We start from the raw sequence: 17,234 nt of genomic DNA on the forward strand, positions 1-17,234 counted from the left end.
CGTGCCCGGCCGTCCGGTTGCCGCTGCGGGCCGACAGCCCCGCCGTTCAAGGAGTTCCAGATGGACCTGCCCGTTACCGCCGCCGGTGCCGACCCGCCGCCGGACCTGACGCCCCGGCGCGTTCTGGTGACCGGAGGCGCCGGCTTCATCGGCAGCCACGTGGTCGCCCGGCTGATGCTGATGGGCAGCCAGGTCCGGGTGCTCGACAACTTCTCCACCGGCCGGGTCGAGAACCTGGCCGACGCCGCGTACGGCGGACTGACCGAGGCGGACGTCGTCTCGGGTGACATCCGTACGCCGGAAGGTGTCGAGGTCATCCACCAGTGGCAGCCGGAGGTGGTGGTGCACCTCGCCGCCCAGCCGAACGTCCCCACGGCCCGCCGCTCACCCCTGTACGACGCCGACGTGAACGTGTTCGGCACCGTCAACGTGCTGGACGCCTGCGCCCGCGCCGGCGTACGGCTGGTCATCAACGCGGTCAGCGCCGCCATCTTCGGCAACGTCGCCGCCCACGACCTGCCGGTCCGCGAGGACCATCCGATTGCCCCGGTGAGCCCGTACGGCATCAGCAAAGCCGCCGGTGTGCACTATCTCGACTGGTACGGGCGTCAGCACGGCCTGCCGTACACCTCGATGGTGTTCGGCAACGTCTACGGGCCCCGACAGGAGGGCAGCGACTGCGGCGTGGTGTCCCTGATGGCCGACGCCCTGCTCGGTGGTCGGCAGGTGGTGATCTACGACGACGGCACGCAGACCCGGGACTTCATCCACGTCAGCGACGTCGCCGAGGCGGTGGCCACCGCCTGTCACCACCCCGGGGTGGGGTTGGTCAACATCGCCTCCGGTCGGCAGACCAGCGTCAACGAGGTGTACGACACCGTCCGGGAGGCGTCCGGCGTCGGCAACGCGGCCCGCTACGAACCGCTGCCCTGGCCGGGGGAGGTGCGCCACATGGCGCTGGACACCAGGAAGGCGCGCGAGCTGCTCGGCTGGTACCCGAAGGTCGGCTTCACCCAGGGCGTACGGATGACGGTGCGCGACGCCCGTCGCCGCCAGGCCGGCAGTCAGATCCTCTCCCCGGCGCGGGCGCTGGAGCAGGCCCTCAGCCACTGACGAAGCAGCGGGTAATTCCCGTCATCTGATCGGGATTTTCATCGATCAGTCTAACTCTTGCGGGTCGGCATCCACTGCTGCCACGATGGCCGTCAATGCCTTCCGTCCCGAAGGAGTGGTCCTCATGGCGGTCTCCCGCCGCAGGTTCGTCACATCGGTGCTGGCCGGGTCCGCCCTCGCCACCGCCTCCACCACCGAGCTGCTCAGCACCCTGGCCAGCCCCGCGCAGGCCGCCAGTCCCCCCGGGGACGTGGTCGGCAAGGTGACGGTCGGCTACCAGGGCTGGTTCAGTGCCCCCGGCGACGGGGCGCCGATCGGTGGATGGTGGCACTGGAGCCGCGACCGCTTCCAGCCGCCCTCGCCCGCCAACACCACGATCGTGTCCTGGCCGGACATGCGCGAGTACACCCGCAGCTACCCCACCGCGTACCCCAATCTCGGCAACGGCCAGCCGGCGACGCTCTTCTCCTCGTACGACCAGCAGACGGTGGACACCCACTTCCGGTGGATGCAGGAGTATGGCTGCGACACCGCCGCCCTGCAACGGTTCAACCCGATGGGCGACGAGGGCCCGACCCGCGACGCCATGACGCAGAAGGTGCGCTCCGCCGCCGAGCGGTACAACCGCAAGTTCTACATCATGTACGACGTCACCGACTGGCTGAGCTTCCAGGCGGACATCAAGACCGACTGGACGACGAAGATGGCCGCGCACACCGCGTCGTCCGCGTACGCCCGACAGAACGGCAAACCGGTCGTCTGCATCTGGGGTTTCGGCTTCAGCGAGCCCAGCCGCCCGTTCACCCCCGGGCCCTGCCTGGAGGTCATCAACTGGTTCAAGGCGCAGGGCTGCTACGTCATCGGCGGGGTGCCGACCTGGTGGCGGCAGGGCATCGAGGACTCCCGCCCCGGCTTCCTCGACGTCTACCACGCCTTCCACGCGATCTCACCGTGGATGGTCTACCGGGCCAGGACCGTGGAGGAGTTGGACTCGTACTACAACAACGTCAACGTCGGCGACATGGCCGACTGCGCGGCGCGCGGCATCGACTACCTGCCCTGTGTGATGCCCGGCGACCTCGCCGGGGGGCACCGCAAGCACGGCGACTTCTACTGGCGGCACATCTACAACATGGTCCGGCTCGGCTCCCAGGGCCTGTACGTGTCCATGTTCGACGAGTACAACGAGGGCAACCAGATCGCCAAGACGTCCGAGACCCAGGCAACCACCCCGGCCGGCGCGAACATCCGGGCCCTGGACGAGGACGGCGTGGCCTGCTCCTCCGACTACTACCTGCGGATCACCGGCGACGGCGGCCGGATGCTCAAGGGGCAACTCGCCCTCACCGCCGTACGCCCGACACCGCCGATGGTCGGCACCCCGCCACCAACCGGCGGCAACCTGGCCGCCGGCCGACCCACCTCGGCCAGCAGCCAGGGCAGCGGGTTCCCCGCGTCGAACGCGGTGGACTCGAACGCCGGCAGTTACTGGGAGAGCGGTGGTGGCTCCTTCCCGCAGTGGTGGCAGGTCGACCTCGGCGCCAGCCACCAGGTCAACAAACTCGTGCTGCGGCTGCCCACCGGCTGGGGCGCGCGCACCCAGACCATCACCGTGCAGGGCAGCGTCGACGGCAGCAGCTTCTCGACCATCGCCGGGGCCTCCGCGTTCGCCTTCGACCCGGCCACCGGCAACACCGTCACCCGCACGCTGACGACCACCACGGCCCGCTACGTCCGCCTCAGCATCAGCGCCAACACCGGCTGGCCGGCCGCCCAACTCGCCCAGGTCGAGGTGTACGCCGGCAGCACCGTCCCGGACAACCCGCCGACCGCGCCGAGCGGCCTCACGGTGACCGGCAAGACGTCGACGAGCGTGTCCCTGTCCTGGACGGCCGCCACCGACGACACCGGCGTGACGGGTTACCAGGTACGTCAGGGCGGCAACGTCGTCGCCACCGTCACCGGCACCACGGCGACCGTGAGCGGGCTCAGCGCGTCCACTGCGTACACGTTCACGGTCACCGCCCGCGATGCCGCCGGCAACACCTCCGGCGCGTCCAACGCGGTCACCGTCACCACGGACGCGGCGGCCAACTCCGACCTCGCGCGGGGTCGGTCCACGTCGGAGAGCAGCCACGTCCAGAGCTACGGGTCGGGCAACGTGGTCGACGGTGACGCGAACAGCTACTGGGAGAGCGCCAACAGCGCGTTCCCGCAGTGGGTCCAGGTCGATCTGGGCTCCGCGCGCACGGTCGGGCGGGTGGTGTTGAAGCTGCCGCCCTCGTCGGCCTGGGGCGCTCGGACGCAGACGCTCTCCGTGCAGGGCAGCACCGACGGGTCGAGCTTCGGCACCCTCGTCGGATCGGCGGGGCGGGCCTTCGACCCGGCCAGCGGTAATCAGGTGTCGCTGACGTTTACCGCCGCGCAGGCGCGTTACGTGCGGATCACCGTTACCGGCAACACGGGGTGGCCGGCTGGGCAGCTGTCGACCCTGGAGGTCTACGCCAGCTGACCGGGCGTGGGGGCGGCCACCGGGGGAGCGGTGGCCGCCCGTCGCGTCGAGCGGACGCCCGCGGCGGCAAACTCTCTCCCGTGTGTGAGGATCTTCCGATGAGTTCGCCGGATAGCATCCACGTCCCGGACGCCCTGGCCGAGTCGTACAGCAGGAGCAACGGCGAGGAGGGGCGCGCCTGGGTCGCCGGACTTCCCGCTCTCGTCAAGCAGTGCCTCGACCGCTGGGAGCTGAAGAGGGACGGCGGCATCCACTCCGGGGAGGCATCCCTCGTGGTGCCGGTGCTGCGCACGGACGGCACCCGGGCCGCGCTCAAGCTCCAGATGCCCCGGGAAGAGACGACGGCCGCGCTGATCGGGTTGCGCGCCTGGAACGGGGACGGCATGGTGCGGCTGCTCGACCACGACGCGGCGAGCAGCACCATGCTGCTGGAACGCCTGGACGGTTCGCGCACGCTGGAGTCGGTCGAGGACGACGACGCGGCCATGCGCATCCTCGCCGGGCTGCTGGCCCGGCTGCACTCCGTTCCGGCGCCCGCGGGGCTGCGTGGTCTGGGTGAGATCGCCGGGGCCATGGTGGAGGAGGTTCCCTCTGCCGTCGACTCGTTGACCGATCCGGAAGACCGCAGCCGGTTGCGCGGCTGGGCGTCGGCCGTCGCCGAGTTGCTGGGCGAGCCCGGTGACCGCCTCCTGCACTGGGACCTGCACTACGAGAACGTGCTGGCCGCCGAACGCGAACCGTGGCTGACCATCGACCCCGAGCCACTGGTCGGCGACCCGGGGTTCGACCTGTGGCCGGCCCTGGACACCGGTTGGGAGCGGGTCGAGGCCACCGGTGACGCGCTGCGGGTGGTCCGGCGGCGCTTCGACCTCATGACCGAAGCGCTGGAGCTGGACCAGGGAAGGGCGGCCGGGTGGACCCTGGCCCGGCTTCTCCAAAACACCCTGTGGGACATCGAGGACGGGCGGACCGAGATCGCCCGCTCCCAGATTGCCGTGGCCGAAGCGCTAGCGAAGCACTGAAGCATCGGGTGGGCTGCACAGCGTCCCACCCCGAAGGCCCTCGACAGGCCGTCAAACGCCACCCACCACCAAGGTCAACGAACGGCCTCCAACAGCGTCCACTTCAAGACCTTGATCAGGACTGAGACCGGGTCCCTGCTTCGTTCTCTGCTCCAGCGGCAAATGGCAGTGGGACTGCCGAGCCGCCAACAAGGTACAGCGGAGCGCGCAGATCACGTGCCCTCATCGCCGCACGAACTCTTGTGGCGACGTTGTCGGGAAGACGCTGTTCGGCCTCTCGGGGCGAGAAGAAGGCGACGTCCTCCAACTCATCTCCGGGTAGATCGAGACCATGGAAGCCGGCGATGGACCCGCAGTCGAACGTGAAGCTGACAATCGCGCGTGGCCGCAGTCCGGCGGGCGGTGCCCAGTCCACTACGAGAAGGTCGCCCACCGCCACAGAGATCCCCAACTCTTCTCGGATCTCACGTGCGCAGGCGTCATGCGGGTACTCGCCCTCGTCGACATAGCCACCGGGGAAGGTCCAGTGGTCGCGGTACGTGGGTTTGACGAGCAGCACGTTGCCCGCCGGGTCGGTGATGAAGGCAGCGGCGGCGGCGTAGAAGGAAGCCAGGTTGGCGTACCACGTGGCAGGCTCCGTCCAGGTCACCTTGCTGACGCTAGCGGACGGGTCCAGGTGGGGGTCTCGCGCTAGGCGGCTGTCGGCAGGGTTGCGAGGCCATGCAGGACTTCGTTGACCTGGGGCGACGCCTGCTGAGGGCTCAGCGTTGCAGTCAGTTCGCGGACGCGTTGTCGAACACGCGCCGAATGGATGCCCGAGGCGTGCTGTGCCAGTTTCCGGCCCCAGATGCACGCGGCGTCGGTGTCCCCAACGCGGGCATGCGTCACGGCGATGAGAGCGGTGTGCAGGGCGCGCGTCCGAGCGTTCTCGCTGGCAAGCGTAAGAGCGTCGTGAGCATGGTCAAGGGCCTGCGAATACAGCTGTAGGTCGCCGAGGCACCTCAATGCGGCCCCAGCAAGGTGGGCTGGGCTGAAATAGGTGACCCAACGTGGGCCCGAAGCTGCGCCTGCGCGGTCGAGAGCGCGCTCGGCTTTTGCCAGCGCGAGCTGGCAGCCACGCCGCTCGCCTGACTGTCCGTAGGCGGTGGCGGCAGTCGCGTGCAGCCGAACGAGCACGGCTGCAGGCGCACGCCCTGCCCCGTCGATGGCCGCTTCGGCGAGCCGTGCCGCGTCCCGGGAGTGGCCCAGGTGCACGGCCTGGGTAGCGAGGTTGGCCAGCAGGTGAGCGCCGTACAAGCGGTCGTCGGCGGCTTTGGCGAGCCGCAAGGCGACGGTCACGTGTTGTTGGGCAGCGGCATGTTCGCCCGCGTCGTACGACATGAAGGCGAGTTGTCCGCAAAGTGTCGCGGCTGCGCGCATAAGCTCGCGCCCAACGGCATCGGTGTGAGTGCCGTGCAGCATAGGCGCGACCTGCCGTGCGAGGAAGTCGGCCATGAGCGCCCGGGTGTGCCGAGAGCCGCTGCCGTGACGTCGGTCGAGTTCGGTGAAGTGGTCCACCAGCGCGTACAGCGACTGAACGTCGGCGGAGGTGACCTGCTGTCGGCCGCTTCTGCTCATCGTCTCGTCGGGCAAGTCATACCGCCAACCGAGCGCCGCTTCTAGCGCTTTGCCGCTGTCGAATGCCCCGCTGACCTGTGGGTTGAGCTGCTTGGCGAGCCTCGTCCAGAGCTGCTCTGCGTTATCGATCGCGCCATCGACGGACGCGGGATAGTTGTACATCCCGATGTTGTCGGCCGCGCCGAATCCTAGCTCTGCGACGACGACGGAGCGACCGAGCTTGCGGGTCAGAGTCTCGGCCATGGCGGCCTGGACGTGTTCCCCGGGCCGGCGACCCCGTAACCACCAGTAGACGCTTGCTGCGTCATACCGCCAGGTGCCCTGGTTACGGCCGGCGTGATTGAGCTGGCGAGCGAAGGCGGCGTGCGCATTGCCGTAGCCGGCGGCGAGCAGCAATCCTTCGAACGCCGCATTCGTCACCAGTCGCGCCATGGTCTCGCCTCCAGCCATCATCCAAATACACCTAGTGACGACCCTATGGGTTGATGCGGTCCTACGGGGAGACGCGCAACCCCGCGCAACCCACGTCCTGAACAGCGCAACCGCACGCATCGCTCGCCACCTGGTCCGCCGCTCGGCAGCCAGCTTCGGTGGTTGGAGGAGTCCTAGGTGCCGGCGAAGTCCAATCGCCGGCACCGGCTGATGGAGGTGGGCATGCAAGGCGACGAGTCGACGAGCAGAGGCGAGCAGTCCGAGGCGGTCGAGCGGGAGGCTGCCAAGCAGCGTCTCCTGGCTCAGGCCGAGGCGGATCGCGTACCGGTTGACGACACCACCCGTGCGGTCCCGGACCGGCGGTGGCGGCGTGACCAGCGATGAGCCGGTCGGTCGGCGGGTGGCGCGGTGGCGGGTGCGGCGGTCGATGACGCAGCAGATGCTCGCGGATCGGTTGCGGAGGTCGAAGAGTTGGGTGGACAAGGTGGAGCGGGGCGTGCGTTCCCTGGATCGCTATTCGGTGGTCCAGGAGTTGGCCCACGTCCTGCGGGTTGACCCGGAGGTGCTGCTCGGCCAGCAGCGCAGCACTCCGGCGGGCCCGCCGGACGGGGTGGAAGACCTCCGGGCCGCGCTCGCCCGTTACGACATCGCGCAGGCTCCACCGCAGACGGAGGAGCTGAGAAGGCAGGTCGGATACGCCTGGTTGACCTACCAGCACGCGCACTACGGGCAGTTGGTGCGGGTGTTGCCGGGGCTGCTCGACGCCGCCCAGGGCGCGCGGAAGCCGGAGTTGCTGGTGCAGGCGTACCGGATCACTTCGTCGCTGTTGGTGAAGCTCGGCGAGGCCGACCTCGGTTGGCTGGCCGCCGATCGCGCGATGTCCACCGCTGCCGATGACCCGATCCTGGCGGGGACAGCAACCATCGCGGTAGCCCAGGCGCTCCGCGCCGCAAACCGCGACCGCCTAGCCCTAACCGCGACCCTGACTGCGGCGAACCGCATCCTCCCATCCCCACCTCGCCTCGGCGATCATGAGGTTGACGGGCTTCACGGAGATCAAATCGCCCGCCAACCTCATGATCAACGGGGCCGGGGTGCGCTTGCACGGCAGAGGTCGGCGGGGGAGTGGGCGGTGGGTGGGACGTTGCTGCTCCAGGCTGCGCTTGCTGCTGCCGGCTGCGGTGAGCACCGCCGCGCCGAGGAGCTGATTGAGCGGGCTGCGGGGGTCGCCGCAAGCCTGAGGGGGTACGACGACCCGCATTACACCGGGTTCGGGTCGGTCGCCGTGGAGCTGGCGCGGGTGGTGGTGGCGCAACGGGATGACGCCACCGAGGCGCTGCGACGGCACTCGACGATCGTGCGGCGGGAGGGGTGGCGGCGGTTGCCGGCCGAGTACCGGGGGGCCTACCTGATCGACGTCGCGCGGGCGTACCTCCAGATCGGTGACCTGCGTGGGGCTGCTCGCGCGCTGGTTGACGCGGACAGCTTCGCGCCGGCTGAGGTTCGGTGTCGGCCGTTGGCGCGTACCGTGATCGCCGATGTTGCCCGCGCGCAGCCGGCGCCGGCCGGCGTGGCGCGACTGGCCACGCTCGTCGGCATCACCAGCTAACCGAACGGCCTTCATCCCGACGTACGACCAACATCTACGTCCTTTGTCTTGCTTCTCGAAACGATCCTACTCATTGCCGGGACCCGTAGCGACCACTACAGGCCGTTCGGACAGCCAGCCAAAGTTGAGAGTGGACACTCGGTGCAGATCCGGTGTGCCGTCTGGGTGGCAGAACGGACCAAATAGTTGGCTTTGGTTCTCGTCGGGGGACATTACGTTGATCACCCCGCTGTCGACTATTGAGGATACGTATGAGCATCGGCGTGGAGGCACCTGCAAACGATCTGTCGATACCAATCGACTACGTGCCCGGCGTGCGAGGCCACGCGGTGCTGGCTGTCGGCCCAGGCAGCGACGGTGGCGAAGCCTTGGCGGTGTGGCGCCTTGGCCCGACCGGACTGGCCGGTGGGGCATGGGTAGTTGGCTTCGACGACATCGAACAGGACCCCGGGCAACTCCGTCGAATCATGTGGAATTTGCAGGGCCGATGCCTGATCGGCTGGGACATCGAAGCACCCACTGGTGTCCTGGAGAGGATCACCGAAGTCGTCCCGGCCGAGTTGCTCTCCAAGCTTCGAGGCACCATCCTCCCCATCCCTGAGCTGCTGAAAGAAATCAGTGAACATCGGTCCACCTACTCGCTTGCGGTGGAGCAGCACAGAACGCGCGTCAAATCGAAGATCGCTCCGCTCGCTTGGCCAACGCAGATGCCAGATCAAGAGCAACTTGTCACGTGGGCGATCACGGATCGATTCGCCTCCGTCTCCCCGGTCGCGGCGACGGCGCTGACGTTGACTGCCGCTGTCGCAAGAACAGCTCAGCTTTGGCAGGACACCGAGCAGGCGCGCTACCGCCGCACCTACCTGCGGTCGCTGGGTGAGCCGCAACCGCTGCCGCCGCTGTGGCTGGCGCGACTGCGTAAGGCCGTTGGCGACAACTCCGTGGTATCGGCGTAAGGGGTACTCGTGTACGCAGTTATTGACCTCGAAACCACCGGCCTTCGTACCAGCTGGCACGATCGGATCGTCGAAGTGGCCGTCGTGCACCTCGATGAGGCTGGTCGGATCACCGACGAGTGGTGCAGCCTAGTCAACCCGAATCGAGATCTTGGTCCACAGCACATTCACGGCATCACAGCTGCGGAAGCGCGAAAGGCCCCTGGCTTTGATCGGGTTGCTGGCCACCTCGCCGGCTTGCTGCGCGGCCGGGTCCTGGTCGCTCACAATCTGACCTTCGACGCCCGGTTTCTGCACGCCGAATATCGGCGTGTCGGGCTCGGCGCTCCGATCGACCAGGTGCCCGGTCTCTGCACCATGCGGCTGGCCTCGCACTTCCTGCCATCGGCCGGTCGAAGCCTCGGTGACTGCTGTCGCCTTGCCGGACTGCCTCCGCACCAGGCGCACTCGGCGTTGCATGACGCCCGCGCCGCCGCCAAGCTGTTTAGCTATTACCTGCAAGTGGCCGGTAGCCCGCCCCCCTGGGCGGCCACCGCAACGGCAGCTGCGAGACTCCCGTGGCCCCCGATCGCCGCCGGCTCCGTGGTGGCCGTTCAGCGCCGCGAAGCGGGTCAGCGGGAACAGCACTTCCTCGCTCGGTTGGTCGACCGACTGCCACGGTTGCATGAGCCCAGCGGAGACACCTACCTGGCCCTCCTCGATCAGGCGCTCCTCGACCGGCACGTTTCGGCGACAGAAGCAGACGCACTTGTCGCTACGGCAGAGACCCTCGGGCTCGCCCGCGTCGATGTCGAGCACTTACACCGGGCCTACCTGGCGAGCCTGGCGGACGTTGCGCTAGAGGACGGTGTCTTGACCACTACCGAACGACACGACCTGGACGAGGTAGCCGAGTTGCTCGGCCTCCAACGATCAGACGTCGACGGGGCGTTGGCCGGCGCTGTTATCGAATTTCCGCACCAGCGCCGCCCCGATGGATGGCGGTTGCAACCGGGTGACCGGGTCGTCTTCACCGGTGCTATGGAACCACCGCGCTCTGAGTGGCAGGAAGCGGCACGGGAAGCGGGTCTCCTCGTGGACGACAGCGTCACTAAGAAGACGCGGCTCCTCATAGCGGCGGATCCAGACACCATGTCGGGGAAGGCCACGGTGGCTCGTAGGTACGGCATCCCGATCGTTCATCCCGCCGCCTACCAGAACATGCTGGCCGGGCTCAGCATCGGAGCGACTTAGGAATGGCCGAAACCTTTGAAATGGGGGAGGCTCGAAGTCGATCGCGCGGACGTTGCCGAGCGCGATCCGACCTGCGCGAGCGACCTCCCCGTTACTCAAACTGATCGAAGGAGTGGCGATGCGTGCGGCACCTCAGTTTGGTATTGGCGGTGGCACGGGAGCGGCGATTACCAGTGAGTTCGTGCTGTTTTGGAGTGAGCGATACCGGGTGAGACCGCGGGAACGTGACGTATTCGGTCGGGTTGGGCCGGCCGTCGCCGAGCGGGGATACTACAACCGCGATGATCTCTTGGACGTGGTCCGCTGGAAGAGTCCACGGTCGACGACGTATATCGGCCGTAACAGCGACAGCGACATCAAGGAGCTGACGCGTATTGCGCTCGCAGCACCTGAGCGCCTGCAGCACCGAGTCCTCTGTCTGCTCGAAGGTGTCGGTGTGCCGATCGCGAGCGCTCTACTCACGGTCTGGGAGCCGTCGATCTTTACCGTGATTGACTACCGGGCGATTGAGACGCTACGGGCCCAAGGTGAGCTGGACCGAGAGCCGGACTACACGCACTATCTGCAGGTGTGTGCTGCGCTAACCAAGCGCGTAGGGACCGACCTGCGGACGTTGGACAGGGCTCTTTGGCAGTGGAGCAAGGACCAAGGTAAGTCGACTGGGTTGGATCTGGACGAGGTTGCAGGCACCCCAGCTGAGTGATAAATCGGACGAATTCGCAGGCATTGGATTATCGTGCGGCGGGAGGCGTCGCGGCGGCTGCCGGCCGAGTATCGGGGTGCCTACCTGGTCGATGCCGCTAGGGCGTACTGCCAGATGGGTGATCTGCGCGGGGCTGCTCGCGCGCTGGTGGACGCGGACGGTGTCGCGTCAGCGGAAGTTCGGTGTCGGCCGTTGGCGCGTACCGTGAGCCGATGTTGCCCGCGCGTAGCCGGCGCCGGCCGGCGTGGCGCGACTGGCCACGCTCGTGGGCATCACCAGCTGACGGGCGGCGGCTGATCGGCGAGCCGGTGGCGCAGGTCGTCGGCCGGGTTGATGGTGCGCACCGGGTCGGGCACCGGGCTTCGGCGTTGCCACTCGCGGGGGTAGCCGAGGGAGACCTCCTGGAAGCGCACCCCGTCGTGGAACGTGGTGCGGGGGATGTGCAGGTGCCCGTAGACCATCGTGGACGCGCCGAAGCGCACATGCCAGTCCCTGGTGCGGACGGTGCCACACCACTGGGCGAACAGCGGGTACCGCAGGATGTGGGTGGGGTCGCGCACCAGCGGGTAGTGGTTGACCAGCACCGTCGGCAGCGCCGGATCACACTCGGCCAGCCGGCGTTCGGTCTCGGCGACCCGGGCCGCGCACCACGCCTCCCGGCTCGGGTACGGGTCGGGGTGCAGCAGCGCCTCGTCGGTGCACACCACACCCGCCTCGTAGGCCAGGGCCAGCGACTCCTGTTGGGTACGCGCCTGCGGCACCCGGAACGTGTAGTCGTAGAGCACGAAGAGAGAGGCGATGGTGGCGGGGCCGCCGTCGCCGTCCCACACCGGGTACGGGTCTTCCGGGGTGAGCACCCCCAGCCGCTGGCACATTCGGACCAGCTCGCGGTAGCGCTCCTCGCCGCGCAGGGTGACCGGGTCGCGGGGCGGCGTCCACAGCTCGTGGTTGCCCGGTGCCCAGACGACGCGCGCGAACCGGCTGCTCAGCAGCCCGAGCGCCCACTCGATGTCGGCGAAGTAATCGGCGACGTCACCGGCGACGAGCAGCCAGTCGCCGTCGTTGTCCGGGTGCAGATCCTGCACGAACGCCCGGTTCAGTGGGTGCCCGACGTGCAGGTCGCTGACAGCCCGAAGGCGGGGCGGAAGGCTCACCACCCGAGGCTAGGCCGTCGGGGCCCGATCAGGACACCCCTGTCCGTGGACGCGGTCAGCAGAACCAGCCGTCCTGCACCCAGCCGCGCCGGTTGATGTGCCCGTAGGCGAAGCCGTAGACGTAGCCGCCGCTGCGGGGACCCTCGACCAGGAACGTCTGACCCTGGTAGAGGGTGCCCATCCAGGCGCCGTTGGGTTGGGTGCGGACGAACAGGTCGCTGGCGCACACCGTCTCCCGTTGGCCGATCGTGCCGTTGGCGGCCTGCGCGGGGGCGGGCAGCGCGACCGTCGCGGCGGCGATCCCCGCGAGCAGGCCGGCGAGTGCCCGACGTCGGGTCACCATGAGTCGTACCCGCCGATGCACTCGGCGCGCAGGTAGCCCCAGTCGTTGGGACCGAAGTCGAACGAGGCCGCCCACCCGTTGTAGACCGGGTGCGCCCCCGGCGTGTGGCCGATCTTGTTGCCGTAGACCAGGGTGCGCTTGAGGCCGGTGGGTCCGCCGGCGGAGTCGTAGTTGGCGTAGAAGCTGGCGCTCTGGCAGACCACGACGGCGTGCCGGGGCACCACCGGGTCGGCGTGCGCCGGTGTGCCACCCAGCGCGACCGTGGCCGCCGCGATGGCCGACACCGCGACTGTCGCGCGCGTTCGTCGGGGCATGCCCACCTCCCGTACGCCGAAACTTTCCTACCGGCGAGCCTACCCATGGGGTCGATAAATGTCGATGGCTGACGCGGTGTGCGGGGTGTGCCGGTCGGCCTGCGGTGGCCGGCATATCCGCCGACCCGACGGGAAAGCGCGGGGCGTCCGACAGCCCGAAACCGGAGCAGGAGAAAAACATGCCTTTCATCACCGTGGGGACGGAAAACTCCGCGCCCATCGACCTGTACTACGAGGACCACGGTTCCGGTAAGCCGGTGGTGCTGATCCACGGCTTCCCGTTCAACGGCGCGACCTGGGAGAAGGAGACCCGCGCGCTGCTCAACGCCGGATACCGGACGATCACCTACGATCGGCGCGGTAACGGCAACTCCGCCCAGCCGGCGTTCGGGTACGACTACAACACGTTCGCGGCCGACCTGGACGTGCTGATGACCGAGCTGGACCTCAACGAGGTGACCCTGATCGGTCACTCGATGGGCACCGGCGAGGTGGTCCGTTACCTCGGCAACTACGGCTCCCAGCGGGTGAGCCGGGCGGTGCTGCTCAGCCCGCTGCAACCGATGCTGGCCAAGGCCAGTGACAACCCGGAGGGCGTCGACCGGAGCCTCTTCAAGGGTTTCCAGGACGCCATCATCAAGGACCGCTTCGCCTACCTGACGTCCTTCTGCGACGCCTTCTTCAACCCGGACCAGAACATGGGCAAGCGGGTCAGCGAGGAGGCGTACCGGGCGCACTGGCAGATCGGCGCGATGGCCTCCGGTAAGGCCACCCACGACAGCGTGGACGCCTGGCAGGAGGACTTCCGCCCGGACCTGCCGAAGATCAACATTCCGGTGTTGATCGTGCAGGGCGACCAGGACCGGGTGCTGCCCTACCCGGTGACCGGTCAGCGGCTCGGGCCGATGATGCCGACCGCCCAGCTCATCACACTCAAGGGCGCGCCGCACGGCATCCCGTGGACTCACGCCGACGAGATCAACAAGGCGGTCATGGACTTCATGAAGCAGCCGGCCAAGGCTCGCGCCTGACCCGTACCGGTAGCCGATCGGACGCCAGCGCCAGCACGGCGCCGCGACACCCGGCCCACGGTTCGCACCGGGGCCGGGTGTCGTCGTCGGTCAGGCCCGGCGGGCCACCACCGCGCCGTTGGCCCCGGGCGCCTCGAACGGCACCGTCCGCACGTCGACGAAGCCGGCGTCGGTGAGCCAGGCCGCGTACTCGGCACCCGAGTAGTTCCGGCCCCCCTCGGTCTCGACGAGCATGTTCATCCCCATCAGGGCCGCCTCCGGTGGCCCGGTGCGTTCGTCGTTGAGCAGCAGCTCGCAGACGACGATCGCCCCGCCGGGTGGCAACGCCGCATGACACCGGGCCAGCAGGGCCCGGTTCGTCGGCTCGTCCCAGTCGTGCAGGATCATGCTGAGCAGAATGACGTCGTGCCCGCCCGGCAGCGCCGGATCGGCGAGGAAGTCACCGGCCACCGCGTCGATCCGCCCGGTCAGGCCGGCCTCCGCGATCCGCTCCCGGGCCCGGACGCAGACGTGCGGCAGGTCCAGGACCGTCGCCCGCAGGTCGGGCAGGCGTCGGCAGAACTCGATCGGGAACGCCCCCGCCCCGCCGCCCACGTCGAGCAGCCGGCGGTGCGCGGAGAAGTCGTACGCGTCGGCCAACGCGCTGGCGGTGAAGCTGGACGTGGAGAACATGGCGTCCCAGAACTGCGCCAGCATCTCCGGGTCAGCGGTGTCGAACATCGACTGTTGGGCCTCGGGATCCCAGGTCAGTGGGCGATCGGTGCGCAAAGCCTCGCCGATCCGGTGCCAGGGCAGGTAGGTACGCAGGTCCGAGTAGCGGACCTGCGCGCCGAAGTAGTACGGGCGACCCTCGACCAGGAACTGCTCGGCCAACTCGGAGTTGCGGTAACCGTCACCGGCCTTCTCCAACAGGCCGAGCGAGGCGCTGGCGGCCAGCAACAGGTCTGCGGGCCGCTCGGGCAGCCCGAACTCGGCTGCGGCCTGCTCGACGGTCATCGTCCGCCCGCCGGCCAACCGGGTGAAGAGGCCGAGCTCGACGCCGACCGCGAGGGTCTTGAACCCCCACACGCCGGCCACGAGGCGCATGAGGGGAGTCGGAGTGATCATGCCGACATGAAAGCACAGTTCGGGTATTTCCACGATGGACGGTCAGGCCCGTAGCAACGTCACCAACCCCGCGGCCACCAGCACCCCGGCCCAGAGCCGGTCCACGTTGAACCACGCCCGACGCAACACCCCGACCCCGAGCACCTGGTAGACCAGCAGCGCGATGACCAGGGCCGTGCCGAGCATCGCCACGGTGTGCACCCCCGCCGCCGCCAGCCCGGACAGCGCACCCACCGGCGCGGCGGCCAGGTGCCCGGAGTGACCCCCGGGCACCGGCTCGGCCACCAGCACCGGCACCAGCATCAGCCCCGCGCCGTGCGCCGACGACATCAGGAACGACCAGCCGGTCAGCTGCGCCGCGGACAGCCGCATCCCCGCCCAGCGGAAGTGCCGCTCGGAGAGCAGCCGCCACAGCCCGAACGCGACAAGCAGCACGCCGCCGACCACCGCGAGGGCGGTGCTCGCCGTCACCGAGCGGGTCGCGGTGACCAGCGCGGCGACGATCGCCACCGAGGCGAGATGCCCCGCCGCGATCGGCGGCAGGGCGCGCAGCAGCGCCCACCGGTCGCGCTCCTGCAAACCCCGGGCCACCGCGAACAACCACCCCATCGCCGGGTTCAGACCATGGAACGCACCGAGCGCGGCGAGCGTCGCCAGGGTCGCGACGGTCACGGAAAACAGTACGAGTCGGAGGACGCGTCGCCGCCCTGCAATCGGGTCTGGTGCACCCGCAGGCCCCGGAACTCCTCCCCGTGTGGAAAGAACCGCTCATCGGGGGTGAGCCCACCGGCGTCCACGTCCACGTCGAGCTTGGCCAACCAGGCGCCCACCCCGTCGGGGTAGAACTGGTCGTCCCACGCGCCGTAGAGGGAGTTGCTGACGTAGACCCGCCGGCCGTCCCGGCTGACCTCCACCATCTGCGGGCCACCGGCGAGGGCCTCGTCGGGTGCGGACGGGTGTGCGGTGCGGCGGACGATCCCGCCGAGGTGCACCGAGCCCGTCTGCACCGGGTGCAGCGGGTCGCTGACGTCGTACTGGCGCAGCTCGCCGGTGCCCCAACAGGAGACGTAGAGGAACCGGTCATCCACCGACAGGTCGATGTCGGTCACCAGCGGAGGCACCGCCCCGAACGGCTTGAGCAGGTCGGGCAGCACCGCCGGGTCGGCCGGCTCGGCCGGAATGTCGATCACCTTGGTGACCGCCCAGGCGTCCCCGTCGCGGTGCCACAGCCAGATCGAGGCGGACAGGTCCTCCACGCTGATCACCACCCCGACGAACCCGTACGACTTCGTCGGGTCGTGCGCCGGCCGCAGCTCCAGCGGCATCTGGTACTGGTCACCGAGATCGACCCGTTGCACGTGGCGGCGTTTCGCCAGGTCCCAGAAGTGGATGGCGTGCCCGTAGCGTCGACCCAGCAACAACTCACCGATGATGCCGTCCTCGATCATCGACGGGGTGCCCCACTCGCTGGTGACCAGCACGTCCTGGGTCAGGTGCCACCACACGTCGTACGCCAGGAACTGCGGCCCCCGGTCGGCCTCCCACGCTCCGCGTACCTCGAACGTGGTGTGGTCGAGGATCGCGATGCCACCCGGACCCTCCGCGCCGTCCGCGCCGCCGAGGGCGGAGAGGTAGATACCGTCCGGCCCACAGTGCACGGTGTGTGGCCGCGAGTAGCCGGCCCGCTTCGCCAACTCCTCCGGCCCGATCACCTTGACGACCTGCGGCTGACGCGGGTCCGGCTGGGTGTCGAGCACGTGGATGCGCGACGACCGCAGGCCGGGCACGATCAGGTAGCGCCGCTCGACGTGCGGGTGCGGGGCGGTCGGGCAGAGCGCGCTGCTGCACGCGTTCCACCCGAAGTGGTGCAGCTCGTCACCGACGTACGGCAGGTCGGTCCAGCCGACGACCCGGCCGTAGTCGGGGGAGTCGGGGTCGGTGTCCAGCACCACGATGGCGTCCGGACGGCTGGCCGTGCGGTCGAAGGCCGCCACGTAGGCGAGCTTCTCCGCCGGTGCGGTCACCGCCTCGCGGGGCGAGGGGTAGAACGTGGGATCGGGGGTCCAGCGGGTCATCACAGCTCCACTC

Annotated in this window: 17 protein-coding genes; 9 read left to right on the forward strand and 8 right to left on the reverse strand. The window is 68.9% G+C overall.

Translation table 11 applies throughout. The features are described 5' to 3' along the window. The first annotated feature begins 60 nt into the window (after positions 1-60). The 3 genes from AB0J33_RS13855 (at position 61) to AB0J33_RS13865 (ending at position 4,647) form a co-directional block, all read left to right on the forward strand. Positions 61-1,113 carry an NAD-dependent epimerase/dehydratase family protein gene (locus AB0J33_RS13855; protein WP_363613290.1) on the forward strand — a complete coding sequence of 351 codons (1,053 nt, stop codon included), beginning with the start codon at positions 61-63 and terminating at the stop codon, positions 1,111-1,113. A 124-nt stretch (positions 1,114-1,237) separates the two neighbouring features. Then, positions 1,238-3,625 (forward strand): discoidin domain-containing protein, encoded by a 2,388-nt coding sequence (locus AB0J33_RS13860; protein WP_363613292.1) that lies wholly within the window; start codon positions 1,238-1,240, stop codon positions 3,623-3,625. Between the two features lie 98 nt (positions 3,626-3,723). Further along, positions 3,724-4,647 (forward strand): APH(6)-I family aminoglycoside O-phosphotransferase, encoded by a 924-nt coding sequence (locus AB0J33_RS13865; protein ID WP_363613294.1) that lies wholly within the window; start codon positions 3,724-3,726, stop codon positions 4,645-4,647. 115 nt (positions 4,648-4,762) lie between these two features. Here AB0J33_RS13865 and AB0J33_RS13870 read toward each other — a convergent pair whose 3' ends face one another. Next, positions 4,763-5,296, reverse strand: coding sequence for an NUDIX hydrolase (locus AB0J33_RS13870; RefSeq protein WP_363613296.1), 534 nt, complete (start codon positions 5,294-5,296; stop codon positions 4,763-4,765). A gap of 41 nt (positions 5,297-5,337) precedes the next feature. Then, positions 5,338-6,696, reverse strand: coding sequence for a hypothetical protein (locus tag AB0J33_RS13875; protein WP_363613298.1), 1,359 nt, complete (start codon positions 6,694-6,696; stop codon positions 5,338-5,340). 177 nt (positions 6,697-6,873) lie between these two features. Between AB0J33_RS13875 and AB0J33_RS13880 the strand changes: the two genes are divergently transcribed. From AB0J33_RS13880 to AB0J33_RS13900, 5 genes are all read left to right on the forward strand, one after another. Then, positions 6,874-7,080, forward strand: a complete 207-nt coding sequence (locus AB0J33_RS13880) for a hypothetical protein (RefSeq protein WP_363613300.1) — start codon at positions 6,874-6,876, stop codon at positions 7,078-7,080. Continuing rightward, on the forward strand, positions 7,067-8,305 hold the full coding sequence (locus AB0J33_RS13885; protein ID WP_363613302.1) for a helix-turn-helix transcriptional regulator: 1,239 nt from the start codon (positions 7,067-7,069) through the stop codon (positions 8,303-8,305). The genes AB0J33_RS13880 and AB0J33_RS13885 overlap by 14 nt, the downstream gene beginning before the upstream one ends. A 251-nt stretch (positions 8,306-8,556) precedes the next feature. Next, on the forward strand, positions 8,557-9,261 hold the full coding sequence (locus tag AB0J33_RS13890; protein WP_363613304.1) for a DUF6218 family protein: 705 nt from the start codon (positions 8,557-8,559) through the stop codon (positions 9,259-9,261). A 9-nt stretch (positions 9,262-9,270) separates the two neighbouring features. Next, the gene (locus tag AB0J33_RS13895) at positions 9,271-10,494 is read left to right on the forward strand and encodes an exonuclease domain-containing protein (RefSeq protein ID WP_363613306.1); all 1,224 of its coding nucleotides are present in this window, start codon (positions 9,271-9,273) and stop codon (positions 10,492-10,494) included. A gap of 118 nt (positions 10,495-10,612) precedes the next feature. After that, a complete protein-coding gene (locus tag AB0J33_RS13900; protein ID WP_363613308.1) occupies positions 10,613-11,197 on the forward strand; it encodes a hypothetical protein in 585 nt (194 codons plus the stop codon). A gap of 272 nt (positions 11,198-11,469) precedes the next feature. Here AB0J33_RS13900 and AB0J33_RS13905 read toward each other — a convergent pair whose 3' ends face one another. Genes AB0J33_RS13905 through AB0J33_RS13915 form a run of 3 tightly spaced genes read right to left on the reverse strand, consistent with a single transcriptional unit; the run spans position 11,470 to position 13,008 of the window. Continuing rightward, positions 11,470-12,351, reverse strand: coding sequence for a metallophosphoesterase (locus tag AB0J33_RS13905; RefSeq protein ID WP_363613310.1), 882 nt, complete (start codon positions 12,349-12,351; stop codon positions 11,470-11,472). Between the two features lie 55 nt (positions 12,352-12,406). Continuing rightward, on the reverse strand, positions 12,407-12,694 hold the full coding sequence (locus tag AB0J33_RS13910; protein ID WP_363613312.1) for a hypothetical protein: 288 nt from the start codon (positions 12,692-12,694) through the stop codon (positions 12,407-12,409). Continuing rightward, positions 12,688-13,008 (reverse strand): hypothetical protein, encoded by a 321-nt coding sequence (locus tag AB0J33_RS13915; protein WP_363613314.1) that lies wholly within the window; start codon positions 13,006-13,008, stop codon positions 12,688-12,690. Before AB0J33_RS13915 ends, AB0J33_RS13910 begins: the two co-directional genes overlap by 7 nt. Positions 13,009-13,187: 179 nt before the next feature. On the opposite strand from AB0J33_RS13915, the gene AB0J33_RS13920 reads away from it, so the two are divergent. Next, complete coding sequence (locus AB0J33_RS13920) at positions 13,188-14,039, forward strand: alpha/beta hydrolase (protein ID WP_363613316.1); 852 nt, start codon at positions 13,188-13,190, stop codon at positions 14,037-14,039. A gap of 90 nt (positions 14,040-14,129) precedes the next feature. Here AB0J33_RS13920 and AB0J33_RS13925 read toward each other — a convergent pair whose 3' ends face one another. The 3 genes from AB0J33_RS13925 to AB0J33_RS13935 are packed head-to-tail and all read right to left on the reverse strand — an operon-like array spanning position 14,130 to position 17,221. Beyond that, the gene (locus tag AB0J33_RS13925; protein ID WP_363613318.1) at positions 14,130-15,146 is read right to left on the reverse strand and encodes a methyltransferase; all 1,017 of its coding nucleotides are present in this window, start codon (positions 15,144-15,146) and stop codon (positions 14,130-14,132) included. Positions 15,147-15,188: 42 nt separating this feature from the next. Continuing rightward, on the reverse strand, positions 15,189-15,818 hold the full coding sequence (locus AB0J33_RS13930) for a hypothetical protein (RefSeq protein WP_363613320.1): 630 nt from the start codon (positions 15,816-15,818) through the stop codon (positions 15,189-15,191). Then, positions 15,815-17,221 (reverse strand): selenium-binding family protein, encoded by a 1,407-nt coding sequence (locus tag AB0J33_RS13935; protein ID WP_363613322.1) that lies wholly within the window; start codon positions 17,219-17,221, stop codon positions 15,815-15,817. The genes AB0J33_RS13930 and AB0J33_RS13935 overlap by 4 nt, the downstream gene beginning before the upstream one ends. Positions 17,222-17,234: the final 13 nt, after the last annotated feature.

It is taken from the genome of Micromonospora sp. NPDC049645 (assembly GCF_040675155.1).
Lineage (GTDB): Bacteria > Actinomycetota > Actinomycetes > Mycobacteriales > Micromonosporaceae > Micromonospora.

Coding starts and splice junctions, on each gene's coding strand:
- AB0J33_RS13925 (WP_363613318.1), bottom strand. CDS start 15,146: ATGATCACTCCGACTCCCCTCATGCGCCTCGTGGCCGGCGTGTGGGGG.
- AB0J33_RS13935 (WP_363613322.1), bottom strand. CDS start 17,221: ATGACCCGCTGGACCCCCGATCCCACGTTCTACCCCTCGCCCCGCGAG.
- AB0J33_RS13920 (WP_363613316.1), top strand. CDS start 13,188: ATGCCTTTCATCACCGTGGGGACGGAAAACTCCGCGCCCATCGACCTG.
- AB0J33_RS13900 (WP_363613308.1), top strand. CDS start 10,613: ATGCGTGCGGCACCTCAGTTTGGTATTGGCGGTGGCACGGGAGCGGCG.
- AB0J33_RS13865 (WP_363613294.1), top strand. CDS start 3,724: ATGAGTTCGCCGGATAGCATCCACGTCCCGGACGCCCTGGCCGAGTCG.
- AB0J33_RS13855 (WP_363613290.1), top strand. CDS start 61: ATGGACCTGCCCGTTACCGCCGCCGGTGCCGACCCGCCGCCGGACCTG.
- AB0J33_RS13915 (WP_363613314.1), bottom strand. CDS start 13,008: ATGCCCCGACGAACGCGCGCGACAGTCGCGGTGTCGGCCATCGCGGCG.
- AB0J33_RS13910 (WP_363613312.1), bottom strand. CDS start 12,694: ATGGTGACCCGACGTCGGGCACTCGCCGGCCTGCTCGCGGGGATCGCC.
- AB0J33_RS13890 (WP_363613304.1), top strand. CDS start 8,557: ATGAGCATCGGCGTGGAGGCACCTGCAAACGATCTGTCGATACCAATC.
- AB0J33_RS13860 (WP_363613292.1), top strand. CDS start 1,238: ATGGCGGTCTCCCGCCGCAGGTTCGTCACATCGGTGCTGGCCGGGTCC.
- AB0J33_RS13875 (WP_363613298.1), bottom strand. CDS start 6,696: ATGGCGCGACTGGTGACGAATGCGGCGTTCGAAGGATTGCTGCTCGCC.